Origin of the sequence: Streptomyces sp. NPDC051452, from assembly GCF_044454765.1 — a bacterium.
Classification (GTDB): Bacteria; Actinomycetota; Actinomycetes; order Streptomycetales; family Streptomycetaceae; genus Streptomyces.
The window spans coordinates 1-16600 of record NZ_JBITEB010000031.1 but is presented as its reverse complement, the minus strand read 5'-3'; the positions used below and the strand labels follow the sequence as shown (position 1 = coordinate 16600).

General features: G+C 70.2%; 13 protein-coding genes and 2 pseudogenes. 7 read left to right on the top strand and 8 right to left on the bottom strand.

From position 1 onward, the window contains the following. Positions 1 to 113: pseudogene (locus ACIBA9_RS37630) on the bottom strand (IS5/IS1182 family transposase); the annotation flags it as partial. 84 nt (positions 114 to 197) lie between these two features. On the opposite strand from ACIBA9_RS37630, the gene ACIBA9_RS37625 reads away from it, so the two are divergent. After that, positions 198 to 997, top strand: a protein-coding gene (locus tag ACIBA9_RS37625; RefSeq protein WP_399370199.1) for an IS5 family transposase whose coding sequence is annotated in 2 segments (ribosomal slippage) — positions 198 to 537 and positions 537 to 997 — 801 coding nt in all. Because the reading frame shifts where the segments join, the coding sequence is not laid out codon by codon here. Between the two features lie 400 nt (positions 998 to 1397). After that, positions 1398 to 2318, top strand: a complete 921-nt coding sequence (locus ACIBA9_RS37620; protein WP_399370195.1) for an endonuclease/exonuclease/phosphatase family protein — start codon at positions 1398 to 1400, stop codon at positions 2316 to 2318. A gap of 725 nt (positions 2319 to 3043) precedes the next feature. On the opposite strand, the gene ACIBA9_RS37615 is transcribed toward ACIBA9_RS37620, so the two are convergent. From ACIBA9_RS37615 to ACIBA9_RS37605, 3 genes are read right to left on the bottom strand one after another with little or no spacing between them, the layout of a single operon-like run. Then, positions 3044 to 4066 (bottom strand): TniB family NTP-binding protein, encoded by a 1023-nt coding sequence (locus tag ACIBA9_RS37615; RefSeq protein WP_399370193.1) that lies wholly within the window; start codon positions 4064 to 4066, stop codon positions 3044 to 3046. Beyond that, complete coding sequence (locus tag ACIBA9_RS37610) at positions 4063 to 6126, bottom strand: Mu transposase C-terminal domain-containing protein (protein ID WP_399370191.1); 2064 nt, start codon at positions 6124 to 6126, stop codon at positions 4063 to 4065. The genes ACIBA9_RS37615 and ACIBA9_RS37610 overlap by 4 nt, the downstream gene beginning before the upstream one ends. A 5-nt stretch (positions 6127 to 6131) precedes the next feature. Beyond that, positions 6132 to 6788 carry a TnsA-like heteromeric transposase endonuclease subunit gene (locus tag ACIBA9_RS37605; RefSeq protein ID WP_399370189.1) on the bottom strand — a complete coding sequence of 219 codons (657 nt, stop codon included), beginning with the start codon at positions 6786 to 6788 and terminating at the stop codon, positions 6132 to 6134. A 172-nt stretch (positions 6789 to 6960) separates the two neighbouring features. Between ACIBA9_RS37605 and ACIBA9_RS37600 the strand changes: the two genes are divergently transcribed. Continuing rightward, positions 6961 to 9378: a GDSL-type esterase/lipase family protein gene (locus ACIBA9_RS37600; RefSeq protein WP_399370187.1), complete on the top strand. Its 2418-nt coding sequence runs from the start codon at positions 6961 to 6963 to the stop codon at positions 9376 to 9378. On the opposite strand, the gene ACIBA9_RS37595 is transcribed toward ACIBA9_RS37600, so the two are convergent. Next, positions 9365 to 10099, bottom strand: a complete 735-nt coding sequence (locus ACIBA9_RS37595; RefSeq protein WP_399370185.1) for an alpha/beta fold hydrolase — start codon at positions 10097 to 10099, stop codon at positions 9365 to 9367. The two genes, ACIBA9_RS37600 and ACIBA9_RS37595, sit on opposite strands and share 14 nt — an antisense overlap. 118 nt (positions 10100 to 10217) lie before the next feature. Here ACIBA9_RS37595 and ACIBA9_RS37590 point away from each other — a divergent pair, with 118 nt between their 5' ends. Both ACIBA9_RS37590 and ACIBA9_RS37585 read left to right on the top strand, forming a co-directional pair. Then, the gene (locus tag ACIBA9_RS37590; protein WP_399370183.1) at positions 10218 to 10556 is read left to right on the top strand and encodes a winged helix-turn-helix transcriptional regulator; all 339 of its coding nucleotides are present in this window, start codon (positions 10218 to 10220) and stop codon (positions 10554 to 10556) included. Between the two features lie 349 nt (positions 10557 to 10905). Then, the gene (locus tag ACIBA9_RS37585) at positions 10906 to 11484 is read left to right on the top strand and encodes a hypothetical protein (RefSeq protein WP_399370181.1); all 579 of its coding nucleotides are present in this window, start codon (positions 10906 to 10908) and stop codon (positions 11482 to 11484) included. Between the two features lie 944 nt (positions 11485 to 12428). On the opposite strand, the gene ACIBA9_RS37580 is transcribed toward ACIBA9_RS37585, so the two are convergent. Continuing rightward, on the bottom strand, positions 12429 to 13403 hold the full coding sequence (locus ACIBA9_RS37580) for an ankyrin repeat domain-containing protein (protein ID WP_399370179.1): 975 nt from the start codon (positions 13401 to 13403) through the stop codon (positions 12429 to 12431). Between the two features lie 86 nt (positions 13404 to 13489). Between ACIBA9_RS37580 and ACIBA9_RS37575 the strand changes: the two are divergent. Beyond that, positions 13490 to 13860: pseudogene (locus ACIBA9_RS37575) on the top strand (DUF1343 domain-containing protein); the annotation flags it as partial. A 116-nt stretch (positions 13861 to 13976) separates the two neighbouring features. Here the strand turns inward: ACIBA9_RS37575 and ACIBA9_RS37570 are convergent. Continuing rightward, positions 13977 to 14174 carry a hypothetical protein gene (locus ACIBA9_RS37570; RefSeq protein WP_399370201.1) on the bottom strand — a complete coding sequence of 66 codons (198 nt, stop codon included), beginning with the start codon at positions 14172 to 14174 and terminating at the stop codon, positions 13977 to 13979. Between the two features lie 73 nt (positions 14175 to 14247). On the opposite strand from ACIBA9_RS37570, the gene ACIBA9_RS37565 reads away from it, so the two are divergent. Continuing rightward, complete coding sequence (locus tag ACIBA9_RS37565; protein ID WP_399370176.1) at positions 14248 to 14844, top strand: TetR/AcrR family transcriptional regulator; 597 nt, start codon at positions 14248 to 14250, stop codon at positions 14842 to 14844. 629 nt (positions 14845 to 15473) lie between these two features. On the opposite strand, the gene ACIBA9_RS37560 is transcribed toward ACIBA9_RS37565, so the two are convergent. Then, positions 15474 to 16301 (bottom strand): SDR family oxidoreductase, encoded by an 828-nt coding sequence (locus tag ACIBA9_RS37560; protein ID WP_399370197.1) that lies wholly within the window; start codon positions 16299 to 16301, stop codon positions 15474 to 15476. Between the last annotated feature and the right edge of the window lie 299 nt (positions 16302 to 16600).

Sequence of the window (16600 nt, the reverse complement as noted above, 5' to 3'; positions counted from 1 at the left end):
GGCGTGTCCTGCGTCCCGCCGCCCTGCGGCCGCACTCTCGACGGCGGGATCAGCGCCTTCGCGATCTCCCACAGACCGTCCGGAACAATCCAACTGCACGTACCCCGCCCCATGCCCGGAACAACGACGCCTCACCACGTAGGACACGGTCTTACAAGTCATCTCATTTGGCTGGGTAGACTGCTGCCGTGGCGGGGATCGTTGAGCGGCTGGTGCCGGATGAGCTGTGGGAACTGTTCCAGCGGGTCGCGCCGGAGGCGCCGTCGCGGCCGCAAGGTGGCGGCCGGCGTCGTCACAGCGACCGCGAGGTGCTGGCCGCGATCGTGTTCGTGGCGACCTCGGGCTGCACGTGGCAGCAGCTGCCGACGGCCTCATTCGGCCCGTCCGGCGCGACGGCTCACCGCCGCTTCACCGAATGGACGAAGGCCCGGGTGTGGGCCAAGCTCCACCGCCTGGTCCTCGACGAACTCGGCTCCCGCGGCGACCTGGACTGGTCGCGGTGCGCGATCGACTCGGTCAACATGCGGGCCCTGAAAAGGGGGACCTGACAGGTCCGAATCCTGTCGACCGGGGCAAGTACGGCTCGAAGATCCATCTGATCACCGAGCGGACCGGTCTGCCCCTGTCCGTCGGGATCTCCGGCGCCAACGTCCACGACAGCCAGGCCCTGGTCCCGCTCGTGAAGGGCATACCCCCGATCCGATCCCGCCGCGGCCCCCGTCGGCGAAGGCCCGCCAAGCTCCACGGCGACAAGGGTTACGACTACCGTCACCTGCGGCAATGGCTGGCACAGCGAGGCATCCAGCACCGCATCGCGCGCAAGGGCATCGACAACTCACAGCGACTCGGCCGACATCGCTGGACCATCGAACGGACCATGGCCTGGCTCGCCGGCTGCCGCCGACTCCACCGCCGCTACGAACGCAAAGCCGAGCACTTCCTCGCCTTCACCAGCCTCGCCTGCACCCTCATCTGCTACCGCCGACTCGTCAAATGAGATGAGTTGTAATGCGGCCGGGACGGCCGTGTCGTCACCCGGCGGGCGGCGCGTGGAGGCGCGGGCCACGGACCACCGCACGCCCGCGCGCCGACGGGGTCGTCCGTTCTGATCCCCGCTGGACGCCCAGATCGCTACCAGCGCAGCAGGCCGGCTCCTGCCTGCCCGCCTGACGCGCCTGACACGCCTGACACCAGGAGGTCCGGAGCCGCACTCACCACGATTCGTGGGCTGCCCCATGCAACGGGGCCGCGTGGGAAGCTATCTGAAATTACGTCACCCAAAACGGCGGCGGCACACCGATCCGTGGAAAGGGCCGGCCGGTGGGAGCGTTCCGAACGCTGCGAGCCGATGCACCGCACATCTGCATGACTTCGACAGAGTGGAGACGCGTCCACCCATGGCCGCATACACCTTCCCACGTCCGGCATACCGGGCGAGTACCGCGTTACCGGCGCTGTTGCCCGACGACGCGGGGCAACAGAGACCGCGTGTCCGCTCCGTGGCCTTCGGCGTCATCCAGGCGTTGTTGGCCGCGCTTCTGGTGGTGCCGTTCACCGTCCTGGCCGTCGGCCGGGCCCATGCGGCGCCTCTAGATCAGACTCCCTTCCTCACCTGGAACATGCAGGGAGAGACCTCGCAGGGCAGGAGTGTGTGGACGGATTACCTTCCGCGCATCCTCACCGGCGCCCGGTCCGAGGTGGTCATGCTCCAGGAGGCGGGGCCGGATGTGCCCAACAGCGCCGAGATACTGCCCAATCCGCCGGGCACCGAGAACAACCAACTGGTCACCTACGCCCGATGGCGCACGAGTCAACGGTCCTCGGACTGGTACATAGTCTTCCTCCAGACCCATGACCGGCTGAGACCGGGCGGCCGGGTGAACACCATCGTGATGTCGAGAACCCCGGTCGACGCGGCCATGGTCGTGGACAACCCGCACGGCGGAGCCTACGGACGACCCGCCATCGGCATCCGACTGGGTGAGGACTGGTACTTCAGCTTCCACGCGCTCAGCGGCGGCGGCGGCGACGCCATCGGCATGCTCGCCCGCATCGGAGAAGCCGTCGAGGGCGACGACCCGCGTCGCAACTGGACGGTGGGCGCGGACTTCAACACCCGCCCGACCACCCTGGTCGGCCGCATGTACCAGGACGTCATCGCGACGCCGGACGGCCGCACGCCCCGCATCCTGGCCAGCGGCCGGCCCACCTGTCCTCTGACATCGAAGTTGGATTGTTTGCCAGTGAAGTTGGACCGGTCATGTGGTGGTGAGCTTCTTCTTGCGCCAGTAGGCCCGCTTTGCTCGGCAGGAGCCTGAGCAGGTCAGGCGGATCTGCCGGGTGGATCCCAAGGTGAGCGGTCCCCCGCAGACGACGCAGCAGTCCGGTTGGTGGCCCCGGGGGATGTCTGCGGCTGGCTGAGGCAGGGGTGGGAGACCGCGGTCGAGGCGCCGGTTGATGTAGGACCAGCGGGCGCAACGCTGTGAGCAGTAGAGCTTGTTGGTGGGGCCGGAGATGAGAGGGGCCTCGCAGGCCCGGCAGCTTTTGGCCCGGATCTGCGGCGGGAACGCTGCGTTCCGCCGCGTGCGGTAGGCAGTTTGCGAGCAAGCGCGTGAGCAGTACTGACGCGGCTGTCGGCGGTTGGAAAGCCTCTTGCCGCATGCCTGGCAGTTCGTGTTCGGGACGGTCTTCAGCGGCTTGGGGTGGCGCTTGCGGTAGCTCTTCTGGCGGCAGGCCTGGGAGCACCGTCGACGAGCCGTGAGGTAGTCCCCGATCGGCAGGGGCCTTCCGCACTCGACGCACTGTCTCCTCTCCAGGATCTCCCGCAGATGGACTGAGTCGCGGCCAGTGACGGCGCCCAGGCGTTCCCAGGTCGGGGCGGTCCGCGGGGAGTCCGGGTCGCGTAGGTAGGCGCGTAGGTAGCTGGGCCGGAGGAAGTTCGCGGTGGCCAGACGTTCGATGAACGCGGTGCGTCCCTCGCCCGATCGCGGGCGGAGCTGGATGGGGAGCTGCCTGACCGGGACGGTGCTGCGGGGCGTGCTGGTCACCATCTGTCCCTCGCCTCGGCCAACAGCGCCGGGGACTGGGCGGCGACGTCGAGCGGGACGGCCTCCAGGCTCTCCTGGGTGATCCGTTCGGTGCCGGTAAGGACCGCGTCGATCGCGGCTCCGCGGATCTGGTGGGAGAGCGCGCCGATCATGCCGCCGGTCCGCTTGTGCAGGAGGCGATCGAGCTTGACCAGCGTGCCGGGAGCGTGACGGTGCAGCAGCAGCGTCCCCTCCATGGTGCTGACCAGCCCTTTCCACTCCTGGCCGTAGGGAAAGGGATGGGTGGGGATCAAGGTGAAGCGTCCCGCGATCTGGGCTCCGCGGGTCCCGGAGAGCAGGCTGCTGTGCTCGATGTCGATGCCGGCGTAGATGAACGTGGCAGCGATGCGTTCGGAGAAGTACTTGAGGGTGTCGGCGACTTCGGCGCCGTGGCGGGTGGTCAACGAGATGTTGTGCAGCTCGTCGACCAGGACGAGGCCGGTGCGAGCCTTGGTGCAGACGCCGACGACCGAGTCGATGATGTCGGTGATGTTGGACTTGCCGGTCGTCGGCAGGCCCAGGAAGCGGGCGAACTCGACCGCGATCATGCGTGGCGTCGCGGCCGGCGGGACGGTGACATAGACGACGGGGATGCGGTCGTCGACATCCGGGTGCCGTGCCCGGTCCTGTAGTTCGTGCGCGAGACCGAGCTGGGTGATCGCGATGGTCTTCCCGGTCCCGGCCGGGCCGGAGATGATCAGACCGCGGCGGGCGCTGACCGCGTGCCGGTTCAGCAGGACGAGCCGGCGGCCGCTGGTCACCGTGTGCCGGACGGTGGAAGTGGCCACCACCAGCAGGCGGGCGTGATGGTCGAGACGGTCTTCGTTGTAGCGGTCCAGCTCGGCGCCGGACAGGGCCGCGTACTCGTCCTCGCTCAGCAGCGCGGGTGGTGAGGGCCGCTGCGAGGTGAACGCGTGCCAGCCTTCCCTGGTGGTCAGATGCCGGGCGGCGTCCGTGTCCGTGGTGTCCGGCATCGTCATGAACGCCTCCAGGGGTTCTCCAGCGGGTCGAACAGGCCGAGCGGGATCACCTCAGCCAGCTTCTCCGACTCGGCCGGCTCCTCGGTGGCGGGTTCGTTCACCGGTTCCGGCTCAGGAGCCGCCGGAGGCAGAGGCGTGGACGGGCGGGCGGCCTTGGTGCGGGCCGCGACCCGGCGGTCCCTCTTCGCGGCCTGGCCCTCCGGGGGCCGGCCAGGGCCGGCGTGGGCCCGGGTCAGCAGGGCGGCGACAGCGTCGGCGATCTCGGCCTCGGTGGCGCCGGGCAGCTTGCGGGCCTCGTGGTCCCAGGCCAGCTCGCCGAAGGGCACCGGGACGCGCTTCAGGTGCTTCCAGACGGCAGGCACCCACTCGCCGCGGCCGCGGTGGTCGCGGACCCAGATCCGGGAGACGTCGTAGGGGTCTCGGTGGATCTCCCAGAGGCCGCGCTTGGCCGTGACACCGGAGTGCCGACGGCGCATCGGGCCGAGTTCAGCGCTGTTGTAGGTGCGGTTCTTGATCTTGATGCCGTAGTCGTTGACCGCCCGCCACTCGGCCGGCAGCAGCTCGATGTAGTCGGCGCCGTCCAGGGCGACCGGGACGTAGCCGCAGGCCTCGACAAGGGCGGCGTACTTCTCGTTCGGCGTGAACAGCCGGCCCGGGTGGGACGGATCGCGCAGCCCGTCGTGCGGCCGGTTCTGCCACTTCGCGACGATCCACTCGTCCAGGAGGTCCTGGAGTTCGAGCAGGGACCAGGCCCGGCCCTGGTCCAGGTTCCGGCCGCGGTGCTCGGGGCTGCGGCCGGTGTAGGTGGGCAGGAACTGGGCGAACAGCGAAGCCACCGAGCCGAGCATCCGCTCGATGTGCCCCTTCTCGAACGGCGAGCCCTTGTGGGTGGGCAGGAAGTCGATCTCCAGGAAGCGGCAGGACGACTTGAAGTTCCGCGAGATGAAGACCTTGCCGTGGTCGCAGACGATCGTCTCCGGGACAATCACGGGCCGGGCTGCGGCATGCTCGAGCCGTTCGTCCAGCGTCAGCAGACGCCGGTGCGGCAGCACCGACCGGGACATCTTCAGCGCGTCGACCCAGCCGGGCCGCATCGGCTCCGGGGTGACGGTGCGGGCCAGCAGCACGCTGGCGTCGACCGCCTTCGTGGTGGGCCGCAGTACCGCCGCGGTCAGCGACCGTGTCGCGACGTCGATCATGGCCGTGAGCTCGACCTTGCCGATCACGCCGTTGTCCAGGAGGACCAGGACGTCGAGCGGGGTGGAGTCGATCTGCATCACCTCGCCCGGCGCGAACACCGGCAGCTCGCCGAATTCGCCGCTGGCGCCGTGGGCCCGTGACCTGCGGGTTGTGGCCGAGCTGAAGGTGTGCGTGTTCCGGGTGAGCTTGTCCAGCAGCCGGTAGAGGGTCCGCTCGGACGGCAGCTTGACCGCCTGGCCGGCGGGCGTCTGCCGGAGGATCTCGGCGGTCCGCCAGAGCAGGAACGTTCCCCGACGGGTCGAGGCGTCCGTCGCCTCGGCGACGGCCTGCCGCATGGCCGCGACCACGGCGTCGTCCACGGCCCCGAACTCGCGCTTCTTGCGGACCGGACGGTGGTCCGCGAGTCCGACGATCCCGTCGGCCTGGTAGCGGCGCCGGTAGTTGGCGACCGTCTGAGCAGCCACTTTGTGCCCGGCAGCGGTCAGCTCCGCGGCCTTGGCCCGCTGCCGGGCCGTCAGCGAGCGGTCCGGCCCGTACTCGGGCCGCGGCGACGTTCCCGGCTCCGCTCCGGGCGGCAGCCCGTGCAGGACCTCCAGGATGTGGCTCTCCCACCACAGAGCCTTTTCCCTCACCGGCTTCGGGAACGTCTCCAGCAGCGAGGCCGTTGGCAGCGGCTGGCGCACCGGGACGTCGACGACCGCGAAGTCCTCCCCGCGTAGCAGTGCGTCGAGCTCAACGGCCAGCGCCGGCCCATCCGTGTCGGTCAGCGTGACCGTCGTCGTGGTCACCGCGGTCACCGCGCGGACCTGCCCGCCGAATCGGATCCAGGCCCCGACCTCGATGCCCGCTGGCCGTCGCATTGCGTTCACCGTCCCCGTTCCGTCCAGACGAGGCTGTGGTCGTGCAGCAACTCGCCCCGCAGGTCCGCAGTCAGGACACCGGACCAGATCAGGTGGAACAACACCGGCAGCACCACCAGCCGGTCACCTGCCGCCAAGGCCCCTTCCAGCAGCGGCGCGGGCTCCTCAAAGGACTCCAGCAGCCGTGCCGCGATCAACCACCGCAGACACCGGCGCCGCCGGTAGCGGGCCAGCCACCGCATGTTCGCCATGAAGACCGGATCGGGCGTCCCGGCCCGGACGAACTCCCAGCCCACCGCCCGGCAGGCAAGCTCCGTCGCCTCGAACGACTCGGCCGCAGCATCATCGACCTGATGGTCGGCCCGGACATCCACGACGCGGCCTCGGCCGTCGGCCAGCCGCACGAAGTAGTCCGGCGCATGCCGGCGCTTCCGGGTGCCGTCGTGCCAGTGCAGCCAGAACGGCTGCGAGGCGACGCCCACTACCTGCGGGTCACGGTCCATCAGGATCAGGTGGTCCCGCTCCAGCCACGACTCGTAGCCGACGTGATCCCGAGCCGTCGCGCAGTAGTACCAGCCAGCGAAGCTCTCGACGCCCTTGGTCCAACGGAAGTCCCGGACCGGTGCCGCTGCCTCGAACGGTGTACTCCATCCCTGCCCCAAGGGCTGTCGTCGCCGACGCCCGCGGTCAAGAAAGTCCAGCTCAAAGCTTGATAACGCAGCATTCCCGTACGCAAGAGCCGGCGCCCCCACCCTGCCCCCAGCCCCATCGGTCCAACATCAATGGCAGGAACGTAGCGGTTGTCCAACTTCCCTGGCAATCAGTCCATGTTCGATGTCAGAGGACACCACCCACCGCAGCCCGGACGGGGAGCAGCAAGAACTCGACTTCGCCGTCACGAGCACCGGTCACGGCAGCTTCGAGGCGAGGGTGCAGCCCAACCAGGGCGGCTCCGATCACGATCCGGTGCACTTCGTCCCCCAGACCGGCCGCCAGGACGCCGACCGGACGCAGTTGGCCACGATGCCGGTCGGTGGGTACGCGATCGACGGCCACAACGTGGGCCAGAATCCCTTCGACTACGCGGGCATGCGCGGCCCACTGGACCGGTGCGTGGTGCAGTCCTACAGCGACGGGTGCACCCAGGTCTGGTCCCCGACGGCCCGTGCGGCGAGGACCGCGGCGGCCGCCGGTTCGCCGAGGGCGACGGCGGCGAACGCCGGCACTCCCACCTTCGACTATGTCGGCGTCGTGAGCAGGGGGAACGTCGCGGACGACGACAATCAGGAAGAAGCATTCCCCGGCGCAGGTATCGACGAACTGCGCCGGCACCTGGACGGTGATCTGCGCACGTACAAGCCCAACGTCGTCCTGCTGCAGGTGGACGTCGCCAACGACCTGGCGAAGAAGAACGGGCCGACGGCCGGCGAGGAGGCGGACCGGCTGGGCAAGTTGCTCGACCAGGTCTACATCGTCCTGCCCAACACGACCGTGCTGGTGGGTGATCCGGTCCCGTCCGGGACACCAGCCGTCCGGGAGGAGATGTACACCGGAACCGGCTCCTACGTCTCGAGGGCGAGCGCGGTCATCGCCGCCCAGCTTCACACGGGGCACCGGATCCGGCAGGTGCCGCTCGACTTCGGACGAGACACCGGCCAGGTGGACACCGGGGAGTCCGCCGACGGGGTGCCCAACGCGGACGGCTACAAAACCATGACCAACGGCTACGCCGCCGAGCTGACCAAGCTGTGGTGGGACGGCACCATCGTCGATCCCGACGCCGTCGAGGTGAACCCCGTCGACATGGTGGACGACGGCAGCGGCGTCGACGGGACGGATCCCTCGGGCGGGAACACGAGCGGCCCGCCCCAGCGGGTGATGGTGGTCGGCGACTCGATCAGCAACGGCTTCGAGGGCGACCACACCTGGCGCTACCGCTTGTGGCAGTGGGCCCGCACGCAGAACTGGAAGGCCGAGTTCGTCGGGCCGCTGCACGGAACCGTGGCTCCCGACGAACCCGAGGCACCCCAGCCGCCTCCTCCCTACGACGGCGAACCGCCGTCGGAACACCCGCCCGTGACCTCGGACGGCGCCTACGCGCGGGACGTCAGCCCCGCCTTCCTCAAGAGCGGCGCCGAGCACTACGCGATGTGGGGCCGCCGGCTGGAACAGGACGTCCCCACCATCACGTCGGTCATGGAAGACCTGAAGGCCCAGAGGAAGCTTCCGGACACACTGCTGGTCGAGCTGGGCTTCAACGACATCGGGTGGACCGGCGCCGGCGCAGACCTCACCGAGACGATGAAGAAGTTCATCGACAACGCCCGCAAGGTCAACCCCGGCATACGACTGGTCATTGCCAACGTGCCGCAGCGCACCACCCTGGGCAGCGCCAACCCACACCTCGGAGAGCGCACCCGCGCCTACGACGCCGCGCTCGCCGACAAGGTGAAGGAGTGGAGCACCGACGCCTCGCCGGTGGTCCTCGCCGACCTCGACAAGGCCATGGGCTGCGACTCTTCCGCCACCTCCTGCGACACCACCTACGACGGACTGCACCCCGACAACCTCGGGGAGTACCGCATCGCGCACGCCTTCGCATCGACCCTGCACGACAAGTTCGGCATCGGCACCGAACCGCCCCCGAACCCGGTCGACGTCGACGAGCGGTTCCTCGCCACCCCGACTGACGTCAGCTTCGACGGCACCCAGCAGGGTGTCACCCTCACCTGGGACAAGGTGTTCGGCGCGCACGGCTACCAGGTGCAGTGGCGCGACACCACCGCGAACCCGAACGGGGAGTGGAACTGGGCCCACCCCGCGACCAACCGGTGGGACATGAGCCGCCAGTACTACGGCCAGATCTTCGAGGGACACACCTACGAACTTCGGGTCCGGGCGGCCTCGGGGGACACCGTCCTGTCGGACTGGTCCGACACCACGCGCGGCACCGCCCACCCCACCACTCCCGGTTATCCCAGGAACGTGAAGGCCACCGCCGGCACCAACGGCGGGGTTCTGACCTGGGATCCGCCCACCGGTAAGTACAGTGACGGGATCACCGCGTACGCCGTGTACATGTGGGACAAGTCCGCGCCGCTGGGGATCACCCGGAGTTTCAGCGTCTCCGGAACCTCGAACATCACCATCATCCCGAAGATGCCACCGGGTGAGTACGTCGTCATGATCTCGGCATGGAACACGTCGGGGGAAGGCCCGATCGCCCTCAGCGACACCGTCACCTTCGGCTGAGTGGCCGCGCGGATCGGTGATCACCATGGGTGTCGAGCAGCAGCGCGCTGAGCTCGACGGGCATGGTGATCATGCAGTCGTGACCGGTCGGCAGCTCACGTACTCGTTCGCCTGCCGGGACGGGGCGCCGGGTGATGTCCGCCGGCTGACCCTCCAGGCAGTGGATGTGTGTGCGCGGGATCGTGCGCGCGGCCGGGTCGTCCAGCAGGACCGGCTCCCGCAGGCACCGCACCGGCTGGTCCGACAGCATGGAGCGCAACCAGGCGAGGTCGTCGGGATCGGTGACGCCGAACAGGCCGAGCGGCGGCGGCTGCTCGGGCATCGGCGGAACCCGCCAGCCGTCCACGGCGAGGTCGATGAGCCGCCTGGTGACCGGGAGGACGTCGACGGCGGTCTCGCCGTCCTCGGGCACCATCGCGTCGAGGAACACCAGATGCGCGATCCGCTTCGGGACCCGGTTGGCGACTCCCGAGATGACCATCCCGGCGTAGCTGTGCCCGACGAGCACGACGTCGTGGAGGTGCTCGTCCTCGATCAGGCCGACGACGTCGTCGATGTGGGTACCGAGCCCGACCTCGGGGCTCAACAGGTGCGCCTTGTCGCCGTAACCGGTCAGCGAGGGCGCGAACACCCGGTGCCCGGCCGCCTCCAGCAGCGGGACCACCCGGTCCCAGCTTCGCCCGTTGTGCCAGGCGCCGTGTACCAACAGGAATGTGGCCATGGCCGTGTGGTTCCTCCTCGTGCCTCGGTACTCTTTGGTAACCGCGAACATCGTGATCCCCGCGACGCGCCCCAGGCAATACGGCACTTTTCGGTGCCTCGGTTGTCAGGAGGTAACCGTGCAGGACCCGTGCCAGGCCCGTGAAGTCCTCGGGATCGTCGGGGACAAGTGGGCGCTGTTGATCGTGCGCATGCTCAAGGACGAGCCGTTGCGCTTCACCGAGCTCAAGCGGGCCATCGACGGCATCAGCCAGCGCATGCTCACCGTGACGCTGCGCGACCTCGAACGCGACGGCATCCTGACGCGCACGGTCCGCAATGTCATGCCGCCGCACGTCAGCTACGAACTGACCTCGATGGGGCGGAGTCTGCGCGAAGCCACCGCGCCGCTGCTCGAATGGAGCATCACGCACCTGCCGGACATCGACGCCGCTCGCACGGCCTACGACAACCGCTGAACGAGGGGGAGGCCACGCGCAGGGGGGCCATCAGGGGCGGCGTGTGGGCGGGGGTCCCGCCGGTGCGGGGTCCAGGCCGCGCGGGTCGGACCACGGGTGGAGATCGACTCGACGAATCGGTCCCACAGCGGGGGGGGGGAATTCCCCTTGGTGGCCGTCGCCGTCGGACGTCGGTCATCAGTTTGTCCAGCAGCGTGACAAGCGTGGTGCGTCCCAGGTCGGACAGGCAAGAGACGAGTGTGGCCTCTCGGCCGAGCACGGAGTCGACGGATCGCTCGACGAGCTGCGTCGTGCACCCCCAGGAGCGCGGGGCCGGGACGTTGTCGGTGGTGGCCGGTACGTTGCGATCATGGGTGTCTATCTGGTGTGTGTCACCGCGCAGGACTGGTCGCAACGGGGAGAGGACGGGTACGGGGACCTCGCCGCCGCGCTGAACACCGAACTGGAGCGGCGCGGGCTGCCCCCGTACGAGCTGAGGCAGGCCGCGCGGGAGGCGCCGGGCTGGTTCGAGGAGAAGGTCAGCCCCTCCATGGACGGCTTTGTGACGCTGTGCAGGAAGCGACTGACCGACGCGGAGCTGTCGGCCCTCCTCGGCTGGAGCGTGCTGGTGCCGTTCGCGCTGGAGGAGGAGATCGTGCTCCCCGTCGCCACCGCCTACTCCGGCGAACAGACAGCGGTCGCCGGGGCCCCGCGGGTGCTCGCCCTGGCCGAGCGGCTGGCCGACGCCGTCGCACTGCCCGTGGACGCGATACCGGCGGGCGAGAACCTCGCACTGAGCTCTTGGTTCCTGGAAGGCGGGGCGAAGCGGACCGCCAGGGTGCGGCCGGGACCGTGGGCCGAGGACCGGGACGCGGCCTTCTACGTGGCGCTCTACCTGCGCGCCGCGCAGTACTCCCTGCGGTACGGCTGCCCGATGACCTACTCCTGAGCCACGCCGGCGGCCGACCGGCCGGAGAGACCTCATTCGGGTCCGGGCCGGGGGCGGTATCCGCCGCGCAGCCGACTGAGCGCGCCCCGGTCCCCGGCCGCGGCCCGCCACCCGTCCCGCCCGTCCCTGCCTCCTTCACACCGTCCAAGGGACACAGCAGAGCAGCCGCAACCGGGGCATCTGACGAACGGCGAGTGGGCCCAGCCGGAGCCGTTGCTGCCGAGGACCGGCGGGGCTGCGCCCGGGCCGCGCGACGGCGGGCCGGGCGTCTCAGGGCCGGTTCACCCGGTGGGGGCGGGGGTGTAGGCGCTGACGAGGTAGAGCGCCTCGTCGTCGACGGCGTTGCGGCTCCAGTCGAGGGAGACGCGCACGGGGTGCCCGTCGGCGGCGTACCGCGCCTGCGCCGTCTCGGCGTGCTCCTCGCGGGCTTGTTCCAGCCGCGCAACAGCGCGCCGATCGTGGGCACCTCGGCGTGTTCGCGGACCTGGCGCCGGCTGTCCTCGTCCAGCCCGGCCAGCTCGGTCACCTTGCCGTAGCGCACCTGGACCCGGAACCGCCCGGCCAGCGCCTCCGTCGTCGACGTCAACGTGTAGCCGTAGGCGGCGGGTTCCCGCCACGCGATCGTCCCGCCTGCGGCGGTGTGCCGGGGCCCAACGGCCGCGTGGCTCCGTACGGACTCGGCGGTGCCGCCGCACGCGGTCACGAGGCACAGCGCGGCACCCGTCAGCGCGGCGGCGGACAGCGGGCGGGCGGGTAAACGCCCAGTACTCATGGGACTCCTCCGGTTCGGTTGTTGCAACGACACGGAAGGACCCTGGTTCGTTCACCGCCCGCCCCTCCCCCGAGCCGTGCACGGCCCGCCGCACCCGGGGGACGGGCGGGGCGGGCAGCGGCTTGCGCGCACCTGCCGGGCCGACGCGGGGCGCCCTCGGAAGTGGTACCGGTCAGTGCTGCCAGTAGTCGCGCTCGGGGAGTTCCACCCACAGGTCGGGGGGCCCGGTGAAGGGCCGCGGGTCGGCGGGGAAGAGACCCGCGTGGGCGCAGCACTCGGCGATCGCGTGGGAGCCGTAGATGTACGCGGTGAGGACCTCTTCGGAAGGCATACCGGTGCACGGGCCCCCGCCGGGGTGCAGGTCCCAGCCGTCGACGACACCGTCGCGCACGAGGCTGCCCTGGTTGCCGCTCTTGGGGTTGGCGTACATGCCGTAGCAGACGGTGCCGGCGGAGAGCAGGGCCTGTACGCCCGGCATCTGCGGCCCGTACCCCCAGGGCTGGGTGACGACGCAACCGCCCGGTACGGTCGTCACCCCGACGATGCGCAGGCTGTCGTCCGTGTCGACCCCGTACGGGTCGTCCAGGAGCTCGGCGAGCAGCCCGGCGTCCGGCGGCACCGCCGTCAGACGCCGTACGGTCTCCCGCGCGTCGATGCCGGCCACGCAGGCCAGTCCCGTGCCGTCGTAGTAGCCGACGTCGGCCAGGGCCGCGATCCGCCGCCGGCCTTCCCGCGCCGCTGCGAACTCCTGCTCGCTGAGCCCCGGTTCGCCCTCGGGCAGCGGGAACAGGTCCGGTGTGGGACCGGCCAGGCTCAGCCGCCCCGGTGACCAGCCGGCCAGCACCGGCCGCCACGGGTCGGCTCCCGCGGCGACGAGGACGCGTGCGATCTCCGGCCGGTGCCCGACCACCGCCTCCCACAGCGCGGTCGTACCGTCCTCCAGGGCGTCGATGTCGGCGACGCGCCCGGCCAGCTCCGCGACGACCTCGGGCGAGCCGAACGCCACGGCCCGGTGCAGGGGCCGTTCCCCGCACGGCAGCGCCTCCGGATCGGCGCCCTGGTCGAGCCGTCGCCGGATGTCCCGGTGGTCGCGCCAGCCCTCCCAGTCGACGCCGCCCTCCCAGCCGTCCCCCGGTCCCGTCCCCATGTCGCCCTCCCGCGCCCCGCCCCACACCGACCACCCTTGCAGACGAGTCCGACAACGCCACCGCCGTCACGGCGTCGCGGCCGGCCATGGACGCCGGGGCCACCGGTCTGCCGGGGGTCGCCGCCTTCGCCGAACACCCCGCCGCGCGCGACCACGCCGTCTACCCCGGCACCTGCCTCTTCGAGGGCACCAACGTCTCTGAGGGCCGCGGGACGACGCAGCCCTTCGAGATCGCCGGAGCGCCGAACGTCGACGCGCGGTTCGCCCCTGTCCTGCCGGACTCGTCCTTCCCGGAGCGCACTTACGTGACCCGCGGAACGTACCTACTGCCCACAAGCACGCCGGGCGGCCGCTGCGCGGGGTTCGCTGGTACCTCCTCACCGCCCGGGCGGCGTTCGCGCCCGTGCGGACCGCCGTCGCGATGCTGCCGACACTGCGCCGGCCGTACCCGGACGACTTCGCATGGACCGCACCGGACGGCACCGCGGAGGGCGCCGGGGCAGGCTACGGGGAGGGTGCCGAGGAGCGCCGCGCGTCCGCTTGCCGTGGCGGAAGGCTGGCTACCGACAACCCTCATTCGCGACCGCGTGGCGCGATGAGCGCCCCCAGGATCGTGCCGACGGCAGAGCCGATCAGCAGAACCACGAAGAACAGGCCGACGGTCACCGCGGTGCCCACCCGCGAGGGCGGAAAGACGACTTGACGGGCGATGTTGAGACCGCCGATGGCGACGGCGTAGACCCACCACGGAGCCCGACGAGATCGGTTCATGATCTGCCCCCCTCGTTATTTGACACAGTCGTGTCAGAAAAATAATGTAACACGTCTGTGCGATAATGGTCGGGTGCCAAAGGTCGTAGATCACGAGGGGCGCCGCGCAGAGCTGGCCGGCGCCCTGTGGCGCGTCGCGCTGCGCGACGGTTTCGACGCAGTGACCGTTCGCTCGGTGGCCGAGGAGTCCGCCTGGTCGGCCGGAGCGTTGCGGCACTACTTCCCGGACAAGAGCGAGATGGTGCTGTTCGCCATCGACTTCGTGGTGGAGTCGGTGCGGCAGCGGATCGGCCACGCCAACACCACCGCAGGCTCGCTGTCGCCACAACTGGTACAGGCCCACCTGGAACAGTTGCTGCCGCTGGACGACGAGCGCCGGCTGGAATCCGAGGCCTGGTTCGCGTTGGTGGCACTCGCGCGTCGCGACCCCTCGGCCGCGCAACGCCGCTCCGAGGTCGACGAGCTGATCCGCGGCGCGGTGGAGAGTGCCGTGGTTGCGCTGGAGGAGTTGGGGGAGCTCGGCGCGGAGCGCACACGCACGGCGGAAACAGCGCGGCTGCACGCCCTGCTCGACGGAATGGTGGTGCAACTGCTGGCCCGGCCAACTCGGCTGAGCCCACAGCAGGCGCGCGAGATACTGGTCCAGCATCTGGCGGAGCTCCGCACCTGAGAGGCCCCGTTCTCAGACTGCCGGCCTGGCGCGATCCGGCACACCCCAGCATCGGAATGGAGACACAGCCCAGTCGCCTTGTGGCGCACGGAGCGTCACCCATCACAGGACCTGATACAGCTTTTGAGGCGGTGGCGCGAGGCCTGTGGTCCCGGTGCGGGAGCCACGCCGCCGGTAGATGCCACCGCCGCCGAGCCCCGGCAACGGTAGAGCCCGACCCGCTTCACGGACGGACCGGTGAGCGGGCTCCTGGGGAAGGACCGACCGCAGCGCGATGACGACCAGGCACAGCGCGACGCAGCCGGAGGCCGCGGCGGTCCGCCACCACGGTTGCACCGGGCAGCGCTACCACTGTGCTGGTGGCGCCGGTGGCCGGAAACGAGATCAGCGGTCGGTTCCTTGCGAGGTCTCCCCCGTTGAGACGGGGGCACGGATGGCGGTGCGCGAATGCCGTGCCCGGACTGCGCGTCGAGCGTGTGCGGCCGGCCGGCCGGAGGCATGCTGCCCCTGGGGAGGCTGGAGCGGCATCCGCACAGAGCTCGGGCCCATCTCGCTGCCAGGGAAGGAGTTCATCCGAGCCACGGCCGAGAACGCCGCCCATCCGCCCGGAGGGGTCGCGGTCGACGAGGTTACGAACCCTCCGCGAACGCGTTGGCGTGGTCGACGGCCCACTGGCGAAACGTTCGCGGCGCCGTCCCGAGGATGTCGGCCACCGCAGTGGTGATGTACGCGGGCTGTCCGACCGCCGCACTCCACGCGGCGAGCAGCATGTCGACGGCCGAGCTGGGCACCGTACCCTCCCACAGACTTCGGAACTCGTCCGGCGTTGTCTCCTCGAATGCGATCCGGCGCCCCAGGGCGTCACCGATGACGTCCACCTGCGCGGCTTGGGTCAGCGATTCGGGGCCTGTGAGGACGTAGTCGCCTCCGACGTATCCGCCCCGATGGAGCGTGTGGGCCGCGACGGCTGCGATGTCGCGGTCGTCGACCGGTGCGGACTCGGCAGCGCCGTAAGGCCACCGGACGACTTCGCCGGCCCGGATCGCGGGCGCCCACCAGGCCAGCGAGTTCGAAGCGAACATCCCCGGCCGGATGATCGTCGACTCGAGGCCGGTGGCCGCGATGAGCCGCTCGATGCGGGCGTGCAGCACCGCCATGGGGTTGGGCTGTTGGAAGAAGGGGTGCGGCGTCCGGTGCGGGGAGGAGAGGAGGGCGACCCGCCGCACGTGGGCCGCCAGCCGCTCGACGACTGCCTCCGCGGTCCGAGGTGGGGCGGTCCAGACGAGGAAGACCGCACCGGTGCCGGTCAACGCCGGGTCGAGCGACTCGGGCACGGTGAGGTCACCGGCGAAGACCTCGACCTTCGCCGGCAGCGTCGCCGCCGCCTCAGGGCGCCGGGTGAGGGCACGGACCGGCACGCCCGCGTCGGGGAGTCGGTCGATGACGAGGCGGCCGATCCGGCCCGTCGCTGACGCTCGGAGGGGGGCTTGTTGGTGTATCGCGGGCTTGCTGGCCTGGTGTGTTGTGGGTTTGCTGAGAAGTTGCGTGGGTGGTTAAGGCGGGGTGGGCGGCGGTTTGAGCTGGGGTTGTGTGTTCTGTATGGAGTGTGGCCGGGGTGGGTTGTAGGTAGTCCTAGCGTGTAATGGCTCGTTTGGTGTTTGTGCTGGTCGTGTGTCACGAACGCTGAAGGAGGCGTCGATGTAGGAGCTTCTGGAAGCGGTGCTGTGCAGGAGATGGAGGTAGGTCCTCCGGGGTC